Origin of the sequence: Pedobacter frigiditerrae, from assembly GCF_004331645.1 — a bacterium.
GTDB lineage: Bacteria > Bacteroidota > Bacteroidia > Sphingobacteriales > Sphingobacteriaceae > Pedobacter > Pedobacter frigiditerrae.
Genome location: NZ_SJSK01000003.1, coordinates 405,779 through 427,690 on the forward strand (window position 1 = coordinate 405,779; position 21,912 = coordinate 427,690).

The following is a 21,912-nucleotide window of genomic DNA, read 5'->3' on the forward strand; positions in this document are numbered from 1 at the left end:
ATTCCAAATATCGGCTAATTACCCGATAATTATTAATAAAACTTATAAGCCGGCTTGTTCGTTTATAGTAGGTATGGCATTAATAACATTTACAAACAGAGGAATTTACTGTAAACAAGGCAATTTTCACATTGACCCTTGGCATCCTGTAGATTATGCAGTAACAACACATGGGCACGCAGACCACGTGAAGTGGGGCAATAAAAACTATTTATGCCACGATTTAACTAAACCAATTTTAAAGCAAAGATATGGCTTAGAAGATAACGTACAAACCTTGCCATACAACAAGGAAATAGACATAAATGGCGTTAAGTTAAGTCTTTTTCCAGCAGGCCACGTAATTGGTTCATCGCAAATTAGAATAGAGTATAAGGGAGAAATCTGTGTAGTTTCTGGAGATTACAAAGTAGAATATGATGGTATTAGCACCGCTTTTGAGCCGGTAAAATGCCATACTTTTGTTTCTGAAAGCACTTTTGGCTTACCTATTTACAATTGGCAACCTCAGGAATTAATTTTTAAACAAATTAAAAGCTGGATTAATGATAATTGTACAAAGGGAAAAACAAGTATTTTAGTTGCTTATAGCTTAGGTAAGGCACAAAGGTTAATCAAAAATCTAGCTGGTGAATATCCAATCTACGTTCATAATTCTATTGCCAATTTAAATGAAGGCTTCGCTGAAGCTGGTGTAGAATTGCCAGAAACAATAAGAATAACACCAGAAATTAAAAAAGATGAAATGCAAAAAGGGATAGTGATTATTCCGCCTGCATTAGCTGATGGGCGTTGGGTAAAAAGCTTACAGCAACCTGCAATTGGTGTTTGTTCTGGATGGATGGCGGTTAGAGCTGGAAGAAGATGGCGTAGTGCTGATGCTGGTTTTGCTTTGAGCGACCACGCAGATTGGCCAGGATTATTATCGGCCATTAAAGCCACTGAAGCAGAAAAAGTATTTGTTACACACGGTGTTATAACAGTTTTTTCAAAATATTTGAACGAAATCGGTATAAATTCTGAAGAAGTAACCACTAAATATGGCGCAGAAGATGATGACGAGATTATTGGAGAGTCAAATAAAGAAGAAATAAAATAAGGTTTGCAATTTGTCTCAAATCTCACATCTCAATACTCAAATCTTATTATGAAAAGGTTTTCACAACTCATCCAAGAATTAGAACTCAGCAATAAAACCAATGATAAAATTGCTGCATTAGTTTTGTATTTTACAGAAGCTGATGACAGAGATAAACCTTATGTTATCGCTATGTTTACTGGTAAAAGGCCAAAACGACCAGTTAATGCTGCATTAATTAAACAATGGGCAATTGAATTAAGTGGAATTCCTGAATGGTTATTTTCTGAAAGTTACAGTAGCGTGGGCGATTTAAGTGAAACCATTGCTTTGGTTCTTCCGACAGCAGAAAATACAGTTGAAAAACCTTTACACCAATGGATTAACGAACTTGCACAATTACAAGGCGAAACTGACGAGGTTAAAAAAGAATACATTTTAGATGCTTGGAATAGCCTAAATACACAAGAACGTTTCATTTTCAACAAGTTAATATCTGGAAATTTCAGAATTGGGGTTTCTAATAAAATGTTAGTTAACGCTATTGCCAAACATAGTGAAGAAGAGAGTAGCAAAATAATGCATAGCATTATGGGCAAATGGTTGCCAAATGAAATCACCTATCAAGAACTTATTGCTGGTGTATATGTGGATACCGACAATAGTTGGCCCTACCCTTTTTGTTTGGCTTATGCTTTAGAAGCTGAACCAGTAAATTTGGGAGAAACCAGTGCTTGGCAAGCTGAATGGAAATGGGATGGTATTCGTGGACAAATTGTAAAACGGAATGGGGAATTATTTATTTGGTCACGAGGTGAAGAACTGGTAACAAATCAATTTCCTGAACTACATTTTTTAAAAGACGAATTACCAGACGGAACAGTTTTAGATGGAGAAATACTTTCGGTTAAAGACGGCAAAGTACAATCATTTAGCACTTTGCAACAAAGGTTAAATCGCAAAACGATAAATAAATCTCAACTAAACGATGCACCAATCGGCTTCTTTACTTATGATGTTTTAGAGTTTGAAAGTAATGATATTCGACAAGAACCCTTATCAAAACGCAGGAAAATCTTAGTTGATATCATAGGTAATTTAACAACAAAAGATATCGCCTTACTATCTCCAGTAATTGAATTTGACAGTTGGGAAAAACTGGCCGAGCTAAGAGAAACTTCAAGAGAATTAAACAGTGAAGGCATTATGCTTAAAAAGCTAGATTCTATTTTCCATACTGGTCGTAAACGTGGCGATTGGTGGAAATGGAAAATAAATCCTTATACAGTTGATACTGTTATGATTTATGCTCAAAAAGGAAGCGGACGCAGAGCTAATTTTTATACCGATTATACCTTCGCAGTGAGAGATGGCGAACAATTAATCACCATAGCTAAAGCCTATTCTGGTTTAACAGATAAAGAAATAAAAGAGGTTAATTCGTTTGTAAACAAAAACGCAATAGAAAAATTTGGTCCGGTTAGAACGGTAAAACCAGAATTAGTATTTGAGATTGCTTTTGAAGGTATTGCCGAAAGTAAACGACATAAAGCTGGTTTAGCATTGCGTTTTCCTCGTATCGCCCGATGGCGAAAAGATAAAAAAGCCGATGAAATTAATACTTTAGATGACCTCAAACAGTTATTGTATTCTACATTATGAGTTTAGCTAAAACAAAAGGTTATCAGCAAGTTCTCGATTGGCTTAAGAAAGACGATAAAAAACCTTTTAAGTTTCAAGAAGAAGCTTGGAGTTATTACGCCAAAGGTTATAGCGGTTTGGTTAACGCTCCTACTGGTTTCGGTAAAACATTTTCGTTGTTTTTAGCCGTTGTAATTGAAGGGATTAACTTGTCGGAAGTAAAGGATAAGAAAAGGGCCAAGGACCGCTTACAGCTCATCTGGATTACACCTTTACGTTCTCTAGCCAAAGATATTGCAAGAGCGATGCGAGAGGTTTTAGCAGAACTTGAATTAGACTGGCACGTTGGGGTAAGAAATGGAGATACCTCACAAGCAGAGAAGCTGCAACAGAAAAAATCAATGCCCGAGGTATTGCTCATCACTCCAGAAAGCTTACACCTTTTATTGGCTCAAAAAGGTTCATCAACTTTGTTTGAGAGCTTAAAATGTATTGTAGCTGATGAATGGCACGAACTTTTAGGAAGTAAACGTGGCGTTTTGGTAGAGTTAGCCATTTCGAGAATTAAAGGTTTACAAAAGGCAAATAAAAAGCAGCATTTAAGAGTTTGGGGAATTTCTGCAACCATAGGCAATATTGAGGAAGCCTTAGATGTAATTGAGCCTGATACAACAGCTAAAAGAACCATCATTAAAGCAAAGCTGAATAAAAAAATCATCATCAAATCTATTTTACCAGATGATATTGAAACTTTGCCTTGGGCGGGACATTTGGGCTTAAAATTAGCATACAAACTCTTGCCAATTATAGAAAAGAGCAAAACCACCTTAATCTTTATCAATACTCGTGGCCAGTCTGAAATGTGGTACCAGTATTTACTGAATATTGAGCCCGAACTAGCTGGGAGAATTGCAATTCATCACGGCTCTATAGATTTTGAGTTAAGAAACTGGATTGAAGATGCTTTACACACTGGTTTATTAAAAGCAGTTCTTGCCACCTCATCATTAGATTTAGGTGTAGATTTTAAGCCCGTAGACACCGTTGTTCAAGTGGGTTCGCCAAAAGGCGTTGCTAGATTTTTGCAAAGAGCTGGTCGTTCGAGTCACTCACCTGGTGAAACTTCAAAAATTTACTTCTTGCCTACTCACGCTTTAGAATTGGTCGAAGCAGCCGCGATTAAAGAAGCTGCAAAAGAAAACAATATAGAAAGCAGAGAGCCTGTAATTATGGTTTTCGATACGCTTATTCAATATTTGGTAACACTTGCCATTGGCGATGGATTTGAGGATAAAATCATTTATGATGAAGTAAAAAACACCCACGCTTTTAAGATGCTTTTACCTGAAGAATGGAGTTGGATGATGCAATTTATCACCTCTGGTGGAGATAGCTTAACTGCTTATCAAGAGTTTAAAAAAGTTTCAAAAGATGAAGAAGATGGACTTTGGAAGGTAAAAAGCAGGCAAATTGCAATGCGTCACCGATTACACATTGGCACCATTGTAAGTGATGCAATGCTGAAAGTTAAATTTCTCTCTGGTGGCTACATCGGAATGGTAGAAGAATATTTTGTTTCTAAACTCAAAGCTGGCGATAGCTTTACCTTGGCAGGAAGAATTTTAGAGTTTGTGCATATTAAAGATATGACTGTTATTGTTCGCAAAAGCAAACAGAAAAAAGCAATGTCGCCAAGTTGGTTAGGTGGCAGATTGCCATTGTCTTCAAGTTTAGGAACCGTTTTAAGAAAAAAATACAATGAAGTATTAAATAAAACCCATCAAGAAGAAGAATTAGATGTGGTTTATCCTTTGTTTTTAGTGCAACAAGAACGTTCACACGTACCAAGAAATGATGAATTATTAATCGAAATGATAAACAATAAAGAAGGTTTCCACCTCTTTGCCTATCCTTTTGAAGGAAGATTGGTTCATGAGATTTTAGCGGCTTTAGTTGCTTATCGATTGAGTAAATTGGTACCGATAACTTTCTCTTTAGCGATGAATGATTATGGCTTTGAGTTATTGAGCGATATTGAAATCCCGATGGATGATGCTATTGCTTACGAGGTTTTCTCCCCTGAAAATCTAACAGAAGACATTTCCTTAAGTATCAATTCTACAGAAATGGCTCGTAGAAAATTTAGAGATATTGCCTGCATTTCTGGCTTGGTTTTTCAAGGTTATCCTGGCAAGTATGTAGCGAATAAACATTTGCAATCTTCTGCAGGATTGTTTTTTAATGTTTTTAGCGATTTCGACAAAAACAATTTGTTATTGCGACAAGCTTATGACGAGGTTTTCTATCAGCAATTGGAAGAACCAAGATTAGCGGCAGCTTTACATCGCATTCAGCAAAGTACTATTGTAATTACACATCCAAAAAGATTTACGCCATTATCATTCCCGATTAAAGTTGATAGTTTACGTGCCAATATGAGTTCAGAGGAATTGGAACACAGAATTGAGCATATGAAAGTTGAAGTTTTTAAATAATAAAAAGCTTTGACAATTTTCTATCAAATTGCAAAGAAAGTTGTCAAAGCTGATATCAAATGTTTAAAAGTTGTTAAAGTATAAAAGTCATAATCACTTAACTTTGTTTAATCAAACGATAAATGCTTCGACAAGCCCAGCATGACAATACTGAATAGATGACGATAACGATTAGAGACGAAGAGCTGATTTTAGCTAAAGAAAGAGCCATTTTTTTACCAAACGAACAACTATTAGCCATAAGCGACTTACATCTAGGTAAAGCAGCCCATTTCCGCAAAGCTGGTTTGCAAGTTCCATCTACACTTGCACAGAGTGATTTAAACAGATTAAGCAACCTTTTAAGCCAATATCAACCAGAAACATTATTGATTAATGGAGATATGTTTCATCATGATTTGAATACAGATATCGATGAATTTGAACGTTGGAAAGAGCAATATTCTAATTTGAAGTTTGTTCTGGTAAAAGGAAACCACGATAAATTGCATGAAAAACAATACGAGAATTTGGGAATTGAAATTCACGAACCCAGCTATTGCACACCGAACTTCTGTTTTATACACGATGCCGTAAAATGTACAGAAGAAAACCTTTATCCAATCAGTGGTCACATTCACCCCGGAGTTTCTGTTTACGGAAAGGCAAAACAAAGCTTAAAATTTCCTTGCTTTTATTTTGGTAATGATTATGCGGTAATACCTGCTTTTAGCGCGTTTACAGGTTTAAGTTTGATTAAACCAAGAGCGAATGAGCAGGTTTATGCTGTTACGCCAACTAAGGTTGTTAAGGTTTAACTATTACTCTCAATCACATTTTTAAGCTGAGCAGCTAGAATAGCACCACTTTGTCGCCAGATTTGTTTGCCATTTTTGAATAAAATAAATGTAGGCACACCTTGCACATTATAGGCAGCAGCAGCATTTCTATTTTTATCTACATCAACCTTAATGATGGATGCTTTATCCCCTATCTCACTTTTAACTTGGTCTAAAATTGGCGCCATCATTTTACAAGGTCCGCACCATTCAGCGAAAAAATCTACTAAAACTGGCTTGTTGCCATTTATTAATTCTGAAAACTTAGACATAATATTTAGTTTTTATTTACAACAATCTAATTGCTTGTTAGTTTTTTGAAGCGCAATGCTTGTGCAATAATTAATCGAAATCCTGCTTTACGCTGTATTCCCGATTAAAAATCAGGAGATGCCGCTTCCATCCGGCTATTTAACTTAGGCTGTTGCAAGTAAACCCCAACTAATAGCATAAACCTGCGTATGATAAACCCGATTGCAATGAAAATACTTTTGTTACGCTGAGCGAAGTCGAAGCGCAAAAGTATTGAAATGTAAAGCGGGACTTACCTTGAAATGAAAATCTGAACTTGCTTTTCTAAAAATTAATCAATTCTCATGCAGCAACTTCTTTAGCTAAACCCACCATCCAATCGTTAAACATTTGTTGCTCAATTTTAATGATTTCATTTGCGTGTTTTTCCCAATCAGCAGAAAACTCTCTTAGTTGGTTTAACATTTCTTCTAAGTGACCTTCTTCCTCTAAAATGATAGATTTTACAGTAACTCGACTTTCTTTGGCGGTTAAAATATCTTGATAAATCGGATACAATTCATCTGCTCTAACTTCAATTGCATAAGTAACAAAAAGATAAGCAGCAAATTTTAAATCGTAGCCAGATAAGTTAAAATGATTTTTTAAGTATCTGCAAACCAAAACATCTAAAGTATTTAAGTAATATTTAGTATGACTTGGAGCCAATAATTCGGCATTGCTATAAGTCTTGCAAACAGTTTCATCAAGTTTTGCTAATTGCTTTTTCAAATAATAAGCGTGACGATGTTCTTCGGCAGCGTGCTTTAAAATAAGTAGCGTTACTTCTTCTTTATGTTCAGAAGCGGATATCTTTTTTGCACCTGCATTTTCCATATATGACAATGTATTTAACCATTTGGAATGCAGTAAATTATCATTTACAATATTTTCTAAAATCGAAGTTAATTGCATATTATATTTCGTCTAAAGCTTGTTGAATTGAGTTGTAAATGTACGCCAAATCAACGTTAGAAATGACATACGGAGGTAAGATATAAATGATGTTACCTAATGGGCGGAGGATAATTCCTTTTCCTAAAAAGTAATTATAAAGTCTGTCTCTTAGTCCGCTAAGATATGAAGTATCACTTCCTGTTTCCCATTCAATGGCAATGATAGTTCCAGTTTGCCTAATGGTTCTAACTTTTGGATGGTCTTCTATTTGTTTATAAAAGATTTTATGTTGTGCTTCTACCCTTTTGATATTTGTCAAAGTTTCTTTAGCCAGTAAAATATCTAAACTTGCTAACGACGCTGCACAAGCAATAGGATTTGCTGTAAATGAATGTCCGTGATACAAGGTTTTCAATTTATCATCACTTAAAAAAGCTTCGAAAATCTTTTCGTTGCAACTGGTCACACCCATTGACATCGTTCCGCCTGTTAACCCTTTACTTAAGCAAAATATATCTGGATGATGTTTTAGTTGCTCACAAGCGAAATACGTACCTGTGCGACCAAAACCTGTCATTACTTCATCTGCAATTGTTAAAACTTCGTTTTCTTTGCAACTTTTTAAAAGTTCATCAAGGTATTTTGCTTCATACATTAGCATTCCGCCTGCACCTAAAATTAAAGGTTCGAAGATAAAACAGCATAATTCGGAAGAGTGACCTGAGACGTGAGATGTGAGATTTGAGATATTCGTTTCGTTAGGCAAATCGATAAACTCCACATCAAATAACAAATCATTAAATGGATTGGTAAAAATACTCCTACCACTTACGGACATTGCTCCAAAAGTATCTCCGTGATAAGCATCTTTAAATGCCAAAACCTTCTTTTTTTGCGTATTTCCTTTGTTATTCCAATACTGCAAGCACATCTTCAAAGCAACTTCGACAGCCGTTGAACCGTTATCGCTATAGAAAATTTTATCTTGCTTACCTGGCAATAAGGGCAATAAGCGCTCTGCCAAAAGAACTGCAGGTTCATGAGTAAAGCCAGCAAAAATTACGTGTTCTAGTTCTTTTAACTGTGCAGAAACCTTCTCTGCAATGTATGGGTGAGCGTGACCATGAATAGTTACCCACCAAGAAGAAACAGCATCAATGTACTTATTTCCATTTTCATCATAAAGATAAACGCCTTCTCCTCTAACAATTGGAATAGGGTTTTGCGCATCTTTCATTTGTGTATATGGATGCCAGATTACTTTTTTATCTCTTTCTATTAAACTCATATTGTCATTTCTTCTTCCAATTCTTCTTCTAATAATAGCTCTTGAACAGGTTCAATTTTGTATTTGAATATCAAGAATAAGATTAAAATCATCAATATGGCAGTACAAAAAACAGAACCTTCAATTCCAAATGTTCCTCCAGATAAATATGTTTGTCCCACTGGTTTTGCAATTAATATTCCTGAAGATTTTCCGCCACTAACTTGATAGCCTAAAATAGTTCCTTGTGTAAAGTTCCAGCCGAAATGTATGCCTATTGCCCAACTTATATTCCATTTTTGCATGGTAAATATCGAAAACAAAATTCCTGCTAAAGTTATATTTAACATTGCTAACCAAGTAAATCCATCGTTACCGAGATGTGCCAACCCAAATAAAACACTACTTAAGAAAATAGCTAATGCTGCGTGATATCGCTCTGCGAAAACAAGCAATGGAAATGTTCTAAACAATAACTCTTCAAAAACAGCAACCAGAACAAAGAATATCAAATAGCCTAAAATTTCAATTATCTTGATATTCCCAGCACTAAAAATAACATTACCATTTAGCATTGTAAAACCAGCACAAATTAAAATCAAAAATAATCCAATTAAACTTCCTTTTAAAAATCCTGAAACTGAATTTTCTGGAATTACAAAAACATCGTAAAAACTATATTTCTTTAGGAGCTGGAAGACCATTAATAATGCTCCAATTACAGCTAAACATAAACACAATTCAACAATTAAATCTGCTAAAAGAGGGCTTTCAATCTGCTGAATAAAATTGAATTGGAATAAAATTGTTGTTGGCAAAAAACAGAACAGAAATAAAACCACAAATAAAAGCAGCTTCAAAACAGGTATTGTATAATATAATATCCGTTCCCCCATTTTAAAAAACGTCTTTCTTTAAAAGATTTGCAACTGCTTTATCTGTTTTAAAAGTTACATCATCTTCAGATAAATCTTTAAGATTAATCCATCTAAAAGATTGGAAAACTCCTTCGTCAAAATCAAAGACTTTTGTTTTGAAGTTTAATTGCAGGGGATGAATCTCCTTAACCAAATAATAAACACTAATTACTTGGCTATCGTTAAAAGAAGATTTTTCGTAAAAATCAGTTGTATAAAAATGACCAGTAACCTCAACTTCTACATTACACTCTTCCATAAACTCACGTTTCAAAGCTTCAATTAAACCTTCGCCAAGTTCTAATCCTCCACCAGGAAATTTCGAAAAATATTGGTCATATTCGTATTCATCGCTTATTAAAACTTCGTTTTTAGAACTGATAAGCAATCCATAAACTCTTACATTAAAGTAACTCATTGGCTAAAATGCTTTTGGTTTTTAGTTACGTTTTCCATTGTCCATTTTATTTCGCCCTTAAAGTCTTCCTGTCTCACTTGGCAATTTGGCATTTTGCAATAATTGCAACAAGCAGGCAAACAAGGGTCTGCGTGTATAAATAATTCAGTTTGGTGAGAACCAGTAATGTTAATCAATTTATCAATACTTGATATTTCTTTATGGACAGTATTTAAATCGAAGTAATATGGAAGTGTAACGTGGCAATCTATATGTAAATCTGCTCCGTATTGTTGAGCTCGTAAATTATGTACATCAATCCAACTATTTTGCCTATTGCCTTGTAAAACAGTTACTATCTCCTTAACCAGTTCTATATTACTTTCATCCATTAAACCACCAACAGATTTTCTGGTTAATTTATAGCCATTAAAAATAATATATAAACCAAGGGCGATTGAAATAACTCCATCTAGCCAATAAAATTGAGTGAATTGAATTAAAATCACACCTAAAACTAATCCAGCACTGCTAATAGAATCGGTTAATAAATGTTTACCATCAGCCTCTAATGTAATAGATTGATGTTTTTTACCTGTTTGAATTAAATAAAAGCCAATTATTAAATTAATAAAACCTGTAGCTCCAATAATTATTGCTCCGTCAAACAGTTGTTTGATTTCACTTGGATAGAATAAATCATGAGCTGACTTAAATATAATGATTATCCCAGCAACGCCAATTAAAACACCTTCTACAAACGCCGAGAAAAACTCAACCTTACCGTGGCCATAAGGATGGTTTTCATCTTTAGGTAAAGTGCTTAAATAGATGCTGTAAAACGCAAATGAACTGGCAATCACGTTAACAATGCTTTCTGCTGCATCAGTTAAAATTGCATTAGAATTAGTTAAAAAATAAGCTGCAAACTTTGCTAGCATTAAAATAATGCTCACACAGAGTGAAATAAGAATGGCTTTCTTTTTTGGATGCAAAATCTGATATTTAGCAGGCAAAAATACAGTTTAAGCACCGAATTTTAAGAAAAAGTATCTTTTTTATTGCCTAGTAACATTTGGTTTTTATATTTGCGCATTCACAAAAATATTATGGCAGTTTTATCTCAAAGAATCAACAACTTATCAGAGTCAGCTACACTTAAAATGACCAAACTTGGTCGCGAATTAGCAGCTAAAGGAATTAATATTATTAGCTTAAGCATTGGCGAACCAGATTTTAATACACCAGATCACGTAAAGGAAGCTGCAAAAACAGCGTTAGACGAAAACTATACTCGCTACTCTCCAGTTCCGGGATACCCAGAATTGCGCCAGGCGATTGTAAATAAGTTAAAAACAGAAAATAATTTAGATTACGATATTTCTCAAATTGTAGTTTCTACTGGAGCTAAGCAATCTTTATCTAACGTTATTTTAACTTTAATTAACCCAGGAGAAGAAGTTATCATTCCAACTCCTTATTGGGTTTCTTATTCTGAAATGGTTGTTTTAGCTGAAGGTAAATCTGTTTTTATCGATACAACAATTGAAAGTGATTTTAAAATTACTCCAGAACAATTAGAAGCTGCAATTACTCCTAAAAGTAAGCTTTTCATGTTCTCATCTCCTTGTAACCCAACAGGTACGGTTTACAGCAGAGAAGAATTAGCGGCATTAGTTATGGTATTTGAGAAATATCCAGATATCTATATTTTATCTGATGAGATTTATGAGCACATCAACTTTGTTGATCAGCATGAGTCTATCGCTCAATTTGACAGCATTAAAGATCGTGTAATTATCGTAAATGGTTTTTCTAAGGCATTTGCAATGACTGGTTGGAGATTAGGCTACATTGCAGCAAACAAAGAAATTGCTGCAGCTAACGATAAAATGCAAGGTCAAACCACTTCAGGAACTTGTTCTATCTCACAACGTGCTGGCATTGTAGCCTATGAGTCGGGTTTAGAGACTGTATTAGAAATGAAAAAGGCTTTTGCAAGACGTAGACAGTTAGTTTATGAATTGTTGAATGATATTCCAGGAGTTAAAACAAATTTACCTGATGGTGCATTTTATTTCTTCCCAGAAATAAGTTCTTTCTTCGGCAAAAAAGATGCTGATGGAAATGTAATTAAAGATTCTGCAGATTTAGCTTTATACTTGTTAAATGTTGGTCACGTTGCTACTGTAGGTGGTGATTCATTTGGAAACAACAACTATATTCGTTTATCTTATGCAGCATCCGACGAAAGCTTAATTGAAGCTTTAAGAAGAATTAAAGAAGCATTAGCTAAATTGAGCTAGTTTTTTTAGAGCTAATAACCACTTTCATAAAAATAGTTACCAAAAATGAGCAGAAAAAACTGCTCATTTTTTTATGTTTTGTTTTGAAATTTGCCAAGCCCCGTTTAAGGGATTTAGGGGTTAAGAACGTATCGCTTCAACTGGATCTAACCTTGAAGCGGCATAAGCTGGCCAAAAACCTGCGATTAAACCAATAATAACTGAAACACCTATACCTAATGTTATATTACTAAGATATAAAATCACTTCAACATCAGCAAGGTACGTAATTAACAATGTACCTATATATACCAATCCAAGTCCAAATAAACCTCCCATGATACATAAAGCAACTGCTTCAAAAATAAATTGCAATAAGATAAAGTAGTTTTTAGCGCCTAAAGATTTTTGAATACCTATAATATTTGTGCGTTCTTTTACAGAAACAAACATAATATTTGCAATGCCAAAACCACCAACCAGTATGGAGAATCCACCGATTATCCAGCCTGCAATTTTAACTACTCCAAACATGATATCTAATTGGTTAGAAAGCATGGTAGTTTTATTCAGGGAAAAATCATCCTCTTGACCAGGTCTTAATCTACGAATGGACCTCATTTGTCCTTTCAATTCGCTTTCCACTTCCTCTAAACTGATATTCTCTTTTCCTCTAACCGTAACTTGTGGGTTATATCGTTCGTTATTTACATCGAACATACTTTTAGCCAGATTTAATGGTATAAGAACATTTTTATCTTGAGACATCCCCATCATGTCCTCACCCTCTCTTTTAAAAACCCCAACAACCGTAACTCGTCTACCCATTACCTTAATCTGTTTTCCAACTGGTTCGTCACCATCAAACAAACCATCAGCAATTTCTGCCCCTAATATACAAACGGGTGAACCAGCCCTGCCTTCACTTTCTGTAAAATATCTTCCATCTCCAAACTCTAAATCCCAAGTTTTATCGTATTCTTGAGAAGCTGCATTTAAACTCGCTCCATCAACAGAATTGCTACGATATTTAATGGTGCGATTACTGGTCGAAACCTCATAACATACCCCAACCGCCATATCCATACGGTTTTTTAAGGCATTATAATCTCTTAATGATGGCTCAGGGCGATTAACATATTTCCACCAAGGAAAATTATCACTAAAAATCCAAGGCCATTTTTGCACAAATAATGTATTTGAGCCTAATTTATCAACGCTACTTTGAATTTTATTTTTCATTGTATCTACACCGGTAAATACAGCTATGATTATAAAAATACCAATTGTAATACCAAGTAGAGAAAGTGCGGTTCTTAATTTATTTTGACGAAGTGCATCCCAAGCAAACCTGAAACTCTCACCAATAAGTCTAAAAATCATCATCATATCGTTTAGACCAAAAATACTTAAAAAGGTTACACATAGTGATGTATATTATAAAAAATACAATCGATTAGGTTAGTGCTAAAACACATAGAATTATTAATTGCAAAAAACATAATTATAATTTGTAAATTTGCGCCCTAATTTACTACATCAAAAAAACATGAAGTTATCTCAATTTAAGTTTAATTTACCTGAATCGCTTTTAGCGAACAATCCTGCAGAAAATAGAGACGAAGCCCGTTTAATGGTTTTGCACAAAGATAGTGGCAAGATTGAGCATAAGATTTTTAAAGATGTTTTAGGGTATTTTGATGACAAGGATGTAATGATCCTTAATAATACAAAAGTATTTCCTGCTCGTTTATATGGAAATAAAGAAAAAACTGGAGCAACAATTGAAGTTTTTTTACTTCGCGAATTAAATAAAGAATTACGTTTATGGGATGTTTTGGTAGATCCAGCTCGTAAAATTCGTGTTGGAAATAAGTTATATTTTGGCGATGACGATTTATTAGTTGCCGAAGTTGTAGATAACACTACTTCTCGTGGCCGTACTATTCGCTTCTTATTTGATGGTACCGACGAAGAATTCAGAAAAAATGTTGAAATCCTAGGAGAAACACCACTTCCAAAATATATCAAACGTAAAGCAACTGCTCAAGATAAAGAACGTTACCAAACAATTTTCGCTAAGCATGAGGGTGCTGTAGCAGCTCCAACTGCTGGTTTACACTTTAGCAGGGAGTTAATGAAACGTTTAGAATTAAAAGGTGTAGATTTTGCTGAAGTTACCTTGCACGTTGGTTTAGGTACTTTTAGACCTGTTGAGGTAGAAGATTTAACTAAACACAAAATGGACTCGGAGCAGTTTATTATTGAGCAACCTGCTGTTGATATTGTTAACAAGGCAATCGATGATAAAAGAAGAATTTGTGCGGTTGGTACAACATCTATGCGTGCTATCGAATCTGCAGTTTCATCTGGCAGAAGATTAAAACCTGCTAACGATTGGACTAGCAAGTTTATCTTCCCTCCGTACGATTTCAGTATTGCAAATTGTATGATTACTAACTTCCACACACCAGAATCAACTTTGTTAATGATGGTAAGTGCATTTGGAGGCTACGAAAATGTAATGAATGCATACCAAGTAGCGTTAAAGGAGAAGTATCGCTTTTATAGCTATGGCGATGCGATGTTAATTATATAGAAGTTAGTATTTAGTATAAAGTATTTAGATAAACTTGTCTAAATACTTTATACTAACATCTAAATACTCAAAATGAAATACTACGCAATAATTGTTGGTGGCGGATCTGGTAAGCGTATGCAAAACTCAGTTGCTAAACAATTTTTATTGCTAAAAGATAAGCCCGTGCTTATGCACACTATGTTGGCTTTTCACAATTCTATATTCAATCCAGAAATTATTCTTGTTTTAAATGCTGATTTACACCAACAGTGGGAAGAATTATGCTTTAAGCATAACTTCGATATCCCTCACCTTATTATTCGTGGTGGCGAGCAAAGATTCCATTCTGTAAGAAATGGATTGATGGCCATTAAAGATGAAGGAATTGTGGCTATACACGACGCCGTTAGACCCATTATTAGCAGCAAGCTCATAGCTAATGCTTATGAAGTAGCTGAGCAAAAAGGAAATGCCGTTACGTGTATAAAGCCTAGTGATTCTGTTAGAAAGGTAAAAGACAAGGAAAGCAAGATTATCAATAGAGACGAATTAGTATTAATTCAAACTCCGCAAACTTTCGAAATAAGTCAATTAAGAACAGCGTACCAACAGCATTACAGACCTAAATTTACAGATGATGCTTCTGTAGTAGAAAAAGCTGGTTTTAAAATCAACCTTATTGAAGGAGAAAGAAACAACATCAAAATCACTTATCCAGAAGATTTAGAATTAGCAGCTTTTCTAATAAAATAAAAAAGCCCTGATAAATTAATTATCAGAGCTCAATTATTTTTGTGCTATCTAGGCTGCGCCTCTAATTACTTTTAATAGAATAGCAACAATTGCTATTACCAATAAAACGTGAATTATACCGCCTGTGTAAAAGCCTCCAAGGAAGCTGATTGCCCAGATGATGACTAAGATTACTGCGATAACATAAAGTAGATTTCCCATGACATTTAGATTTTAGTTGATTAATAAGTTTATAATATTTTCGTTTTTATCCGATTTCTAAACATTAACAACAACTAGCTCTAAATTGTTCTATAAAATAAAAAAACCTCAGTTTTTATACTGAGGCTTTTAAATCTTTAGGCTTTAATATTCATCTTCATTAAAGAAGAAGTCATCTTTGGTAGGATAATCCGGCCAAATTTCTTCAATAGTTTCATAAGGCTCACCATCATCTTCCAATGCTTGTAAATTTTCAATCACCTCTACAGGTGCACCAGAACGGATACCGTAATCTATTAATTCGTCTTTTGTTGCAGGCCATGGAGCGTCTTCCAAGTGCGATGCGAGTTCTAATGTCCAATACATATTCTTAATATTAATTATTCTAAATCTGAAAGCGCAAAAGTATGTTAAAAAAAATGAGCAAAACAAATATTTTTTTCCACTATTTAAATTCGTGGTATCCAGATGTTTTCTTCTGTTTTAGCATCGTCATTCAATTTACGAGCCAAAACAAATAAATAATCACTTAATCTGTTCAAATAAATTGTAATATTGCTGTCAACAAAGCTAGATGAAGCCAATTCAACCGTTAATCTTTCTGCTCTTCTGCACACACAACGAGCTAAATGACAATAAGATACAACAGTATTTCCTCCTGGTAATATAAAATTTTTTAAAGCAGGAAGAACTTCATTCATATCATCCATTTCTTTTTCCAGTAACACAATATCACTTTCTAAGAGGTCGGGAATTTTCATTTTAGACTTCTTTGGGTCCGATGCTAATGAAGAACCAATTGTGAATAACCTATCTTGAATTTCCTTTAAAACCTGTTGGTGATGCGTATCTATAGCCTGACACATGATTAAACCTATGTAAGAATTTAATTCATCAACCGTTCCGTAACTCTCAATTCTAATGTGATATTTAGGCACACGTACACCTCCAATTAGTGAGGTTTCGCCTTTATCTCCAGTTTTGGTGTAAATCTTCATTTTGAGATATGAGTATTGAGATATGAGTATTGAGACTTGGCTTATCTCAAATCTAAATCTCACATCTCATATCAAGTTAAACTATGCTTTCAAAATCATCACCTTTTTTCTCTAAATGAGATAAACGAGGTGAAACTGTTTTGATATCTTCGTTGATGTAATCTTTTTCTATCAATCCATCACGCATACGTACGATACGGTGTGCATGTTGTGCGATATCTTCCTCATGAGTAACCAGAATAATGGTATTCCCTTTACTGTGAATCTCTTCTAATAATCCCATAATTTCAATAGAAGTTTTTGTATCTAAGTTACCCGTTGGCTCATCCGCTAATATAATAGACGGATTATTGATTAATGCTCTTGCAACAGCAACACGTTGGCGTTGCCCACCAGAAAGTTCATTTGGCTTGTGTGTAACACGATTACCTAATCCAACATTTTCTAAAGCTTTAGTTGCACGCTCATTACGTTCCTTTTTACTGGCACCTGCATAAATTAAAGGCAATGCAACATTATCTAATGAGGTAGCACGAGGCAGAAGGTTGAATGTTTGAAAAACAAAACCTATTTCAGAATTGCGCACTTCAGCTAACTCGTTTTCAGTCATGTGACTTACATTGGTACCATTTAAGATATAATCACCTTTGCTTGGCGTATCTAAACAACCTAAAATATTCATTAATGTAGATTTTCCAGAACCTGATGGACCCATTAAAGCTACAAACTCTCCTTTGTTGATTGAAAGGCTAACAGATTTTAAAGCGTGAATAACTTCTGAGCCAATAACATATTTACGGCCTATATCATTAATGGTAATGAGTGCTTTTTGCATTGTGTGGATTCTATTTTATGGTGATACAGCTATTGTTTTTTCTTTTTTTAGACAGGCTATGCCTATCATATGTTACAGTTAAATCACTTTTCTATAATCTTTGGCACAAAGAAAAAGCTTTCGTTATGTTTAGCCGAGTTCTTTAAGCCATCTTCCACACTAATTTCTTGTCTAGCAATATCTTCACGCCACACATTAACTTCCTCATTCATATAAACAAGCGGTTTTACTCCTGTTGTGTCCAATTCATTTAGTTTTTCCATAAAGGTTAAAATCTTATTCATTTCAACAGTTAGTGTTTCCACTTCTTCTTCTTTTATGTCAATTCTTGCTAAGTCTGCGACTTTATGAACAGTTTGTTTATCTATTATCATCTATTTTTGTAGCTTACTGTTTATCTTTTTAAAAACTTCTTCCTTTAAGGCATCAGCACTATCTTCAGCTAAGATAGTAGTTAAAATTGGCTCATGAACATAAATATCACCAATTCCAGGCCTAGTACCAAACTTCATCCCGTCATCCCACATGATTTGCCAAATATTTATCACACTTACTGGCACAATAGGAATGTTTTTTTCTATTGCTAACCTAAATGGTCCATTCTTAAATTCTTGCAAAATTGGCGGATAGGCATTATCAATTCTTCCCTCAGGAAAAATAATTAAACTCATTCCTTTTTCTAAATTTTCACCAGCCTTTTTAAATGCCCTAAATGCTGATATTTTACTCTCACGAGATACGGCAATATCAATGGTTCTAAAAAAGATGCCCAATACCGGGTTTTTCATTAATTCTTCTTTTCCCATAAAATGGTATCGTCCTTTGGCTAATAAGCAAAAAATAATGATATCTAAATTAGAGGTATGATTGGCACAGTAAATATAAGTTTGGTTTTTATCCAACTCTTTTTCAAAACTGAACTTGAAGAAAATACCTACAACTGCCGTACATAAAAAAGAATGTAATGTTCTTATCTTATTTACGAATGAATAATTTTTGGGATTTTTGGTCCCTAAAACATAGATAGGCCAAAATAGAATAAAGAAAAAAAGGATACTGAATAAAGAAAAGACGTAATGTATCTTTCTGAGTAGTTTAATCATCTTATCAAAAGTACAAATTAAGAAAATCTATTTGTTACTTTTTGAATATCTATTAAGTAATTGAGAGATTTTAGTGCAGTTGTTCGTCGGTATAGGCTCGGTATACCGACGGTTGACCGTCGAAATAGGCTTTTGGACGGTCAACCGACGATCAACGGACGATGAAGCGACGGTCAACACATATTTAAGTAACTTTAAATCAGATTTTTATATAATTATTTTTTAACACCGATTACAAAAAATAAATATTTCAAATCCATTCATAGGTTTTTTCTTAATTTCGGGCAATTATGAAAGAAACAGTAGTGAGCGGTATACGCTCTACAGGAAAATTACATATAGGAAATTATTACGGAGCCGTAAAAAGCTTTGTTCAAATGCAACATGAGTATAATTGTTACTTTTTTATAGCAGATTTACATTCATTAACAACACACCCTACCCCAGCAGATTTACATGGAAATGTAAAACATGTTTTAGTAGAATATTTGGCTTGTGGCATTGACCCAGAAGCAACTACAATTTATATTCAATCTGATGTTCCAGAAATTGCAGAATTGTATTTATACCTAAATATGAATGCTTATATGGGAGAATTGGAACGCAGTACCTCATTTAAAGATAAGGTTCGTGGTAATCCAGACAACGTAAACGCAGGTTTATTAACCTATCCAGTTTTAATGGCTGCCGATATTTTAATTCACAAAGCAACAAAAGTACCTGTTGGAAAAGACCAAGAACAACATTTAGAGATGGCTCGTACTTTTGGAAACAGGTTTAACCGTTTATATAATCAAGATTATTTCCCAGAACCTTATGCTTTTAGCTATACTAAAAACTTAGTAAAAGTTCCTGGATTGGATGGAAAAGGGAAAATGGGTAAATCTGAAGGAGAAGGTAACGCAGTTTATTTATCTGATACACCAGAAATTATCCGTAAAAAGGTTTCTAGAGCAATAACAGACAGCGGACCGACAGCAGAATTTCAAGAGAAACCAGAAGCCATTCAGAACTTATTTGATTTAATGAAAATCGTATCATCTGAAGATACTTTAGCACATTTTGATGAGCAATATAATAAAATGGCTATTCGCTATGGCGATTTCAAAAAGCAATTGGCTGAAGACATGATCATCACAACCGCACCAATGCGTGAGCGCATTAACGAAATTGCAGCTGATACGGCTTATCTTCGCCAGGTCGCAAAACACGGTGCTTTAAAAGCTAGAGAAAGCGCACAAAAAACAATACGCGAAGTAAGAGAATTAATTGGTTTTAAAAGTTTTTAATTTATATTGCGGTAGGCGATTAGCGATTAGCGACAAAAACGCATACTCATTACCCCTAACGCAAAACTCACAAAATATGCATATAGCAATAGTTGGAAACATAGGCGCTGGAAAAACTACTTTGACAAGTTTATTGGCCAAAAATTATGGCTGGGAAGCTTTATATGAAGCTGTAGATAACAACCCTTATTTGGAGGATTTTTACAGCGATATGAAACGTTGGAGCTTTAATTTACAGATTTACTTTTTGAATAGCCGTTTTCAACAGATTGTTGAGATAGATAGTCATAAACGTAATGTAATACAAGACCGTACGATTTATGAAGACGCGTATATCTTTGCAGAAAACCTACATGAAATGGGGTTAATGACTACCAGAGACCACGAGAACTATAAAGCTATTTTCGAAAACATTACCTCATTTATCAAACCGCCAGATTTATTGGTTTATTTAAAAGCCTCAGTACCAACTTTGGTTAACAATATCCAACGTCGTGGTCGTGAGTACGAAGCAAGTATCCGTATCGATTACTTATCTAAATTAAACGAGAAATATGAGGCTTGGATTAAAGGTTATAACTTGGGTAAGCTTTTAATTTTAGATAAGGATAAGCTAGATTTCACCAATAACCCGGAAGATCTAGGTTCTATTATTCAATCTATTGAAGCAGAGATTAACGGTTTGTTCTAAATAATTAAATCCTGATGGATGCATTTACATTTGTTTTAATGCTTATCATGGATTTTATTCGAATTGACATTTTTATCGTATTTGGGCTTTACACACTTGTATTCTTAATAAGCTCTATTATTTTAAAAGAAAAAGACAGATTGTATAAATTAGATGACATATCATCAAGATTTATCAGTTTTAGTGGATTGGTTTATTTGAGCTGCCTTCTAATGTTAATAATATTTATATTATTTAAAGGAGGCGAAGAGAGGCTTAATCTTTTCAATAGAATGTTTGGCCCTTATTGGTTTGCATTTTTTTTGCCACCACTTACTTACTTTCTAATTACTCAGCTAATTAGATTTAAATGGGTAAGAAAATCAAGGGTAATTAGGTTATTATTTGTACCGTTTCTGTTGATTACATTTGAACAATTTGTTATTCTAATAACTTCATTACATAGAGATTATATGCCAAGTAGTTGGTCTATGGTAACAAATATTGATCTTTCAATATTTGAAATAATAATTGGCTTTTTGATTAAGATTTTATTTTATTCAGTCTACATTGGCTTGTTTTATTTAATAACTGAACGATTAAAAAAGTTTAGCTTTACAAAACCAAATAAAGAAATAAACTAAGTATGAAAACTCTAGGTATCATTCCCGCTCGTTACGCTTCTACCCGCTTTCCTGCAAAACCTTTGGTTGATATTGCTGGTAAAACAATGATACAACGTGTTTACGAGCAAGCTAAAAAATGTGATTTAGATAAAGTTGTCGTTGCAACTGATGATGAACGTATTTCTTCTGTTGTTGAGGCGTTTGGTGGCGAAGTAATAATGACAGATACCAAACATCAAAGTGGAACAGACCGTTGTGCAGAGGTTGCCTTAAAACTACCAGGATACGATATTGTAATCAATATACAAGGTGATGAACCATTTATAGACCCAGCTCAAATTTCATTAGTTAGATCTTGTTTTACAGATGATAAAATCCAACTTGCAACATTAATTAAAGAGATACATACTGATGATGAACTCTTTAACACCAATATTCCAAAAGTTGTAATTAATGCCAATCAACAAGCCATATATTTTAGTCGCCATCCAATTCCTTATATCCGCAATGCGGATCAGAAAGAGAAATGGATATCTTCTCATCAGTTCTACAAACATATTGGCATATATGGCTATACTACCAAAACGCTTTTAGAAATTACCAAATTAGCTCCATCATCATTAGAATTGGCAGAAAGCTTGGAACAATTGCGTTGGTTAGAAAATGGTTACCAAATACAAACAAAAGTAACAGGTATAGAAACAATTGCAATTGATACACCAGAAGATTTACAAAAAATAATTCTTTAGGATATTTTTTTATATTCGATT

The 21,912-nt window shown here is 34.2% G+C and carries 24 protein-coding genes; 11 read left to right on the forward strand and 13 right to left on the reverse strand.

All coding sequences use genetic code 11. The features are described from left to right. Positions 1-73: 73 nt before the first annotated feature. The 4 genes from EZ428_RS13355 (at position 74) to pdeM (ending at position 6,011) form a co-directional block, all read left to right on the forward strand. Positions 74-1,099, forward strand: a complete 1,026-nt coding sequence (locus EZ428_RS13355; protein WP_131553668.1) for a ligase-associated DNA damage response exonuclease — start codon at positions 74-76, stop codon at positions 1,097-1,099. A gap of 48 nt (positions 1,100-1,147) precedes the next feature. Next, on the forward strand, positions 1,148-2,740 hold the full coding sequence (locus EZ428_RS13360) for an ATP-dependent DNA ligase (RefSeq protein WP_131553669.1): 1,593 nt from the start codon (positions 1,148-1,150) through the stop codon (positions 2,738-2,740). After that, positions 2,737-5,214 (forward strand): ligase-associated DNA damage response DEXH box helicase, encoded by a 2,478-nt coding sequence (locus EZ428_RS13365; protein ID WP_131553670.1) that lies wholly within the window; start codon positions 2,737-2,739, stop codon positions 5,212-5,214. Before EZ428_RS13360 ends, EZ428_RS13365 begins: the two co-directional genes overlap by 4 nt. A 158-nt stretch (positions 5,215-5,372) precedes the next feature. After that, positions 5,373-6,011 (forward strand): ligase-associated DNA damage response endonuclease PdeM, encoded by a 639-nt coding sequence (pdeM, locus tag EZ428_RS13370; RefSeq protein WP_131553671.1) that lies wholly within the window; start codon positions 5,373-5,375, stop codon positions 6,009-6,011. Here pdeM and trxA read toward each other — a convergent pair. The 6 genes from trxA to EZ428_RS13400 all read right to left on the reverse strand — a co-directional run bounded on the left by trxA (position 6,008) and on the right by EZ428_RS13400 (position 10,796). Beyond that, complete coding sequence (gene trxA, locus EZ428_RS13375) at positions 6,008-6,304, reverse strand: thioredoxin (RefSeq protein ID WP_131553672.1); 297 nt, start codon at positions 6,302-6,304, stop codon at positions 6,008-6,010. The genes pdeM and trxA overlap by 4 nt on opposite strands. A 322-nt stretch (positions 6,305-6,626) precedes the next feature. Next, positions 6,627-7,238 (reverse strand): hypothetical protein, encoded by a 612-nt coding sequence (locus EZ428_RS13380; protein WP_131553673.1) that lies wholly within the window; start codon positions 7,236-7,238, stop codon positions 6,627-6,629. Between the two features lies 1 nt (position 7,239). Further along, a complete protein-coding gene (bioA, locus tag EZ428_RS13385; protein ID WP_131553674.1) occupies positions 7,240-8,508 on the reverse strand; it encodes an adenosylmethionine--8-amino-7-oxononanoate transaminase in 1,269 nt (422 codons plus the stop codon). Continuing rightward, on the reverse strand, positions 8,505-9,347 hold the full coding sequence (locus tag EZ428_RS13390; RefSeq protein ID WP_165501776.1) for a CPBP family intramembrane glutamic endopeptidase: 843 nt from the start codon (positions 9,345-9,347) through the stop codon (positions 8,505-8,507). Before EZ428_RS13390 ends, bioA begins: the two co-directional genes overlap by 4 nt. A 37-nt stretch (positions 9,348-9,384) precedes the next feature. Continuing rightward, positions 9,385-9,822 carry an NUDIX domain-containing protein gene (locus EZ428_RS13395; protein WP_131553676.1) on the reverse strand — a complete coding sequence of 146 codons (438 nt, stop codon included), beginning with the start codon at positions 9,820-9,822 and terminating at the stop codon, positions 9,385-9,387. Then, a complete protein-coding gene (locus tag EZ428_RS13400; RefSeq protein WP_131554026.1) occupies positions 9,819-10,796 on the reverse strand; it encodes a cation diffusion facilitator family transporter in 978 nt (325 codons plus the stop codon). The genes EZ428_RS13395 and EZ428_RS13400 overlap by 4 nt, the downstream gene beginning before the upstream one ends. Positions 10,797-10,910: 114 nt before the next feature. Here EZ428_RS13400 and EZ428_RS13405 point away from each other — a divergent pair, with 114 nt between their 5' ends. Beyond that, complete coding sequence (locus EZ428_RS13405) at positions 10,911-12,107, forward strand: pyridoxal phosphate-dependent aminotransferase (protein WP_205945702.1); 1,197 nt, start codon at positions 10,911-10,913, stop codon at positions 12,105-12,107. A gap of 120 nt (positions 12,108-12,227) precedes the next feature. Here EZ428_RS13405 and EZ428_RS13410 read toward each other — a convergent pair whose 3' ends face one another. Next, positions 12,228-13,472: an ABC transporter permease gene (locus tag EZ428_RS13410; protein ID WP_205945722.1), complete on the reverse strand. Its 1,245-nt coding sequence runs from the start codon at positions 13,470-13,472 to the stop codon at positions 12,228-12,230. 163 nt (positions 13,473-13,635) lie between these two features. On the opposite strand from EZ428_RS13410, the gene queA reads away from it, so the two are divergent. Next, positions 13,636-14,685: a tRNA preQ1(34) S-adenosylmethionine ribosyltransferase-isomerase QueA gene (queA, locus tag EZ428_RS13415; RefSeq protein ID WP_131553678.1), complete on the forward strand. Its 1,050-nt coding sequence runs from the start codon at positions 13,636-13,638 to the stop codon at positions 14,683-14,685. A 72-nt stretch (positions 14,686-14,757) separates the two neighbouring features. Beyond that, positions 14,758-15,420, forward strand: coding sequence for a 2-C-methyl-D-erythritol 4-phosphate cytidylyltransferase (locus tag EZ428_RS13420; RefSeq protein ID WP_131553679.1), 663 nt, complete (start codon positions 14,758-14,760; stop codon positions 15,418-15,420). A gap of 48 nt (positions 15,421-15,468) precedes the next feature. Here the strand turns inward: EZ428_RS13420 and EZ428_RS13425 are convergent, their stop codons facing one another. The 6 genes from EZ428_RS13425 to EZ428_RS13450 form a co-directional block, all read right to left on the reverse strand. Continuing rightward, entirely contained in the window at positions 15,469-15,621 is a 153-nt protein-coding gene (locus EZ428_RS13425; RefSeq protein ID WP_131553680.1) for a lmo0937 family membrane protein, read from the reverse strand. Between the two features lie 144 nt (positions 15,622-15,765). Beyond that, complete coding sequence (locus EZ428_RS13430; RefSeq protein ID WP_008240955.1) at positions 15,766-15,987, reverse strand: DUF2795 domain-containing protein; 222 nt, start codon at positions 15,985-15,987, stop codon at positions 15,766-15,768. Between the two features lie 83 nt (positions 15,988-16,070). Continuing rightward, positions 16,071-16,619, reverse strand: a complete 549-nt coding sequence (locus EZ428_RS13435; RefSeq protein WP_131553681.1) for a cob(I)yrinic acid a,c-diamide adenosyltransferase — start codon at positions 16,617-16,619, stop codon at positions 16,071-16,073. Between the two features lie 76 nt (positions 16,620-16,695). Then, positions 16,696-17,454: an ABC transporter ATP-binding protein gene (locus tag EZ428_RS13440; protein ID WP_131553682.1), complete on the reverse strand. Its 759-nt coding sequence runs from the start codon at positions 17,452-17,454 to the stop codon at positions 16,696-16,698. An 83-nt stretch (positions 17,455-17,537) separates the two neighbouring features. After that, the gene (gene gatC / locus EZ428_RS13445; protein ID WP_131553683.1) at positions 17,538-17,828 is read right to left on the reverse strand and encodes an Asp-tRNA(Asn)/Glu-tRNA(Gln) amidotransferase subunit GatC; all 291 of its coding nucleotides are present in this window, start codon (positions 17,826-17,828) and stop codon (positions 17,538-17,540) included. Continuing rightward, positions 17,829-18,557: a lysophospholipid acyltransferase family protein gene (locus EZ428_RS13450; RefSeq protein ID WP_131553684.1), complete on the reverse strand. Its 729-nt coding sequence runs from the start codon at positions 18,555-18,557 to the stop codon at positions 17,829-17,831. A 290-nt stretch (positions 18,558-18,847) separates the two neighbouring features. Between EZ428_RS13450 and trpS the strand changes: the two genes are divergently transcribed. The 4 genes from trpS (at position 18,848) to kdsB (ending at position 21,891) form a co-directional block, all read left to right on the forward strand. Beyond that, complete coding sequence (gene trpS / locus EZ428_RS13455) at positions 18,848-19,846, forward strand: tryptophan--tRNA ligase (RefSeq protein WP_131553685.1); 999 nt, start codon at positions 18,848-18,850, stop codon at positions 19,844-19,846. 76 nt (positions 19,847-19,922) lie between these two features. Further along, positions 19,923-20,537 (forward strand): deoxynucleoside kinase, encoded by a 615-nt coding sequence (locus EZ428_RS13460; protein ID WP_131553686.1) that lies wholly within the window; start codon positions 19,923-19,925, stop codon positions 20,535-20,537. 14 nt (positions 20,538-20,551) lie between these two features. Further along, positions 20,552-21,160, forward strand: a complete 609-nt coding sequence (locus tag EZ428_RS13465; protein WP_131553687.1) for a hypothetical protein — start codon at positions 20,552-20,554, stop codon at positions 21,158-21,160. 2 nt (positions 21,161-21,162) lie between these two features. After that, on the forward strand, positions 21,163-21,891 hold the full coding sequence (kdsB, locus tag EZ428_RS13470; RefSeq protein WP_131553688.1) for a 3-deoxy-manno-octulosonate cytidylyltransferase: 729 nt from the start codon (positions 21,163-21,165) through the stop codon (positions 21,889-21,891). Positions 21,892-21,912 lie beyond the last annotated feature (21 nt).

What these genes read in the sequence shown, in the direction of transcription:
- EZ428_RS13355 (WP_131553668.1), top strand. Translation starts at nt 74, where the DNA reads ATGGCATTAATAACATTTACAAACAGAGGAATTTACTGTAAACAAGGC.
- EZ428_RS13360 (WP_131553669.1), top strand. Translation starts at nt 1,148, where the DNA reads ATGAAAAGGTTTTCACAACTCATCCAAGAATTAGAACTCAGCAATAAA.
- EZ428_RS13365 (WP_131553670.1), top strand. Translation starts at nt 2,737, where the DNA reads ATGAGTTTAGCTAAAACAAAAGGTTATCAGCAAGTTCTCGATTGGCTT.
- pdeM (WP_131553671.1), top strand. Translation starts at nt 5,373, where the DNA reads ATGACGATAACGATTAGAGACGAAGAGCTGATTTTAGCTAAAGAAAGA.
- trxA (WP_131553672.1), bottom strand. Translation starts at nt 6,304, where the DNA reads ATGTCTAAGTTTTCAGAATTAATAAATGGCAACAAGCCAGTTTTAGTA.
- EZ428_RS13380 (WP_131553673.1), bottom strand. Translation starts at nt 7,238, where the DNA reads ATGCAATTAACTTCGATTTTAGAAAATATTGTAAATGATAATTTACTG.
- bioA (WP_131553674.1), bottom strand. Translation starts at nt 8,508, where the DNA reads ATGAGTTTAATAGAAAGAGATAAAAAAGTAATCTGGCATCCATATACA.
- EZ428_RS13395 (WP_131553676.1), bottom strand. Translation starts at nt 9,822, where the DNA reads ATGAGTTACTTTAATGTAAGAGTTTATGGATTGCTTATCAGTTCTAAA.
- EZ428_RS13405 (WP_205945702.1), top strand. Translation starts at nt 10,911, where the DNA reads ATGGCAGTTTTATCTCAAAGAATCAACAACTTATCAGAGTCAGCTACA.
- EZ428_RS13410 (WP_205945722.1), bottom strand. Translation starts at nt 13,472, where the DNA reads ATGATGATTTTTAGACTTATTGGTGAGAGTTTCAGGTTTGCTTGGGAT.
- queA (WP_131553678.1), top strand. Translation starts at nt 13,636, where the DNA reads ATGAAGTTATCTCAATTTAAGTTTAATTTACCTGAATCGCTTTTAGCG.
- EZ428_RS13420 (WP_131553679.1), top strand. Translation starts at nt 14,758, where the DNA reads ATGAAATACTACGCAATAATTGTTGGTGGCGGATCTGGTAAGCGTATG.
- EZ428_RS13425 (WP_131553680.1), bottom strand. Translation starts at nt 15,621, where the DNA reads ATGGGAAATCTACTTTATGTTATCGCAGTAATCTTAGTCATCATCTGG.
- EZ428_RS13430 (WP_008240955.1), bottom strand. Translation starts at nt 15,987, where the DNA reads ATGTATTGGACATTAGAACTCGCATCGCACTTGGAAGACGCTCCATGG.
- EZ428_RS13435 (WP_131553681.1), bottom strand. Translation starts at nt 16,619, where the DNA reads ATGAAGATTTACACCAAAACTGGAGATAAAGGCGAAACCTCACTAATT.
- EZ428_RS13440 (WP_131553682.1), bottom strand. Translation starts at nt 17,454, where the DNA reads ATGCAAAAAGCACTCATTACCATTAATGATATAGGCCGTAAATATGTT.
- gatC (WP_131553683.1), bottom strand. Translation starts at nt 17,828, where the DNA reads ATGATAATAGATAAACAAACTGTTCATAAAGTCGCAGACTTAGCAAGA.
- EZ428_RS13450 (WP_131553684.1), bottom strand. Translation starts at nt 18,557, where the DNA reads ATGATTAAACTACTCAGAAAGATACATTACGTCTTTTCTTTATTCAGT.
- trpS (WP_131553685.1), top strand. Translation starts at nt 18,848, where the DNA reads ATGAAAGAAACAGTAGTGAGCGGTATACGCTCTACAGGAAAATTACAT.
- EZ428_RS13460 (WP_131553686.1), top strand. Translation starts at nt 19,923, where the DNA reads ATGCATATAGCAATAGTTGGAAACATAGGCGCTGGAAAAACTACTTTG.
- EZ428_RS13465 (WP_131553687.1), top strand. Translation starts at nt 20,552, where the DNA reads ATGGATGCATTTACATTTGTTTTAATGCTTATCATGGATTTTATTCGA.
- kdsB (WP_131553688.1), top strand. Translation starts at nt 21,163, where the DNA reads ATGAAAACTCTAGGTATCATTCCCGCTCGTTACGCTTCTACCCGCTTT.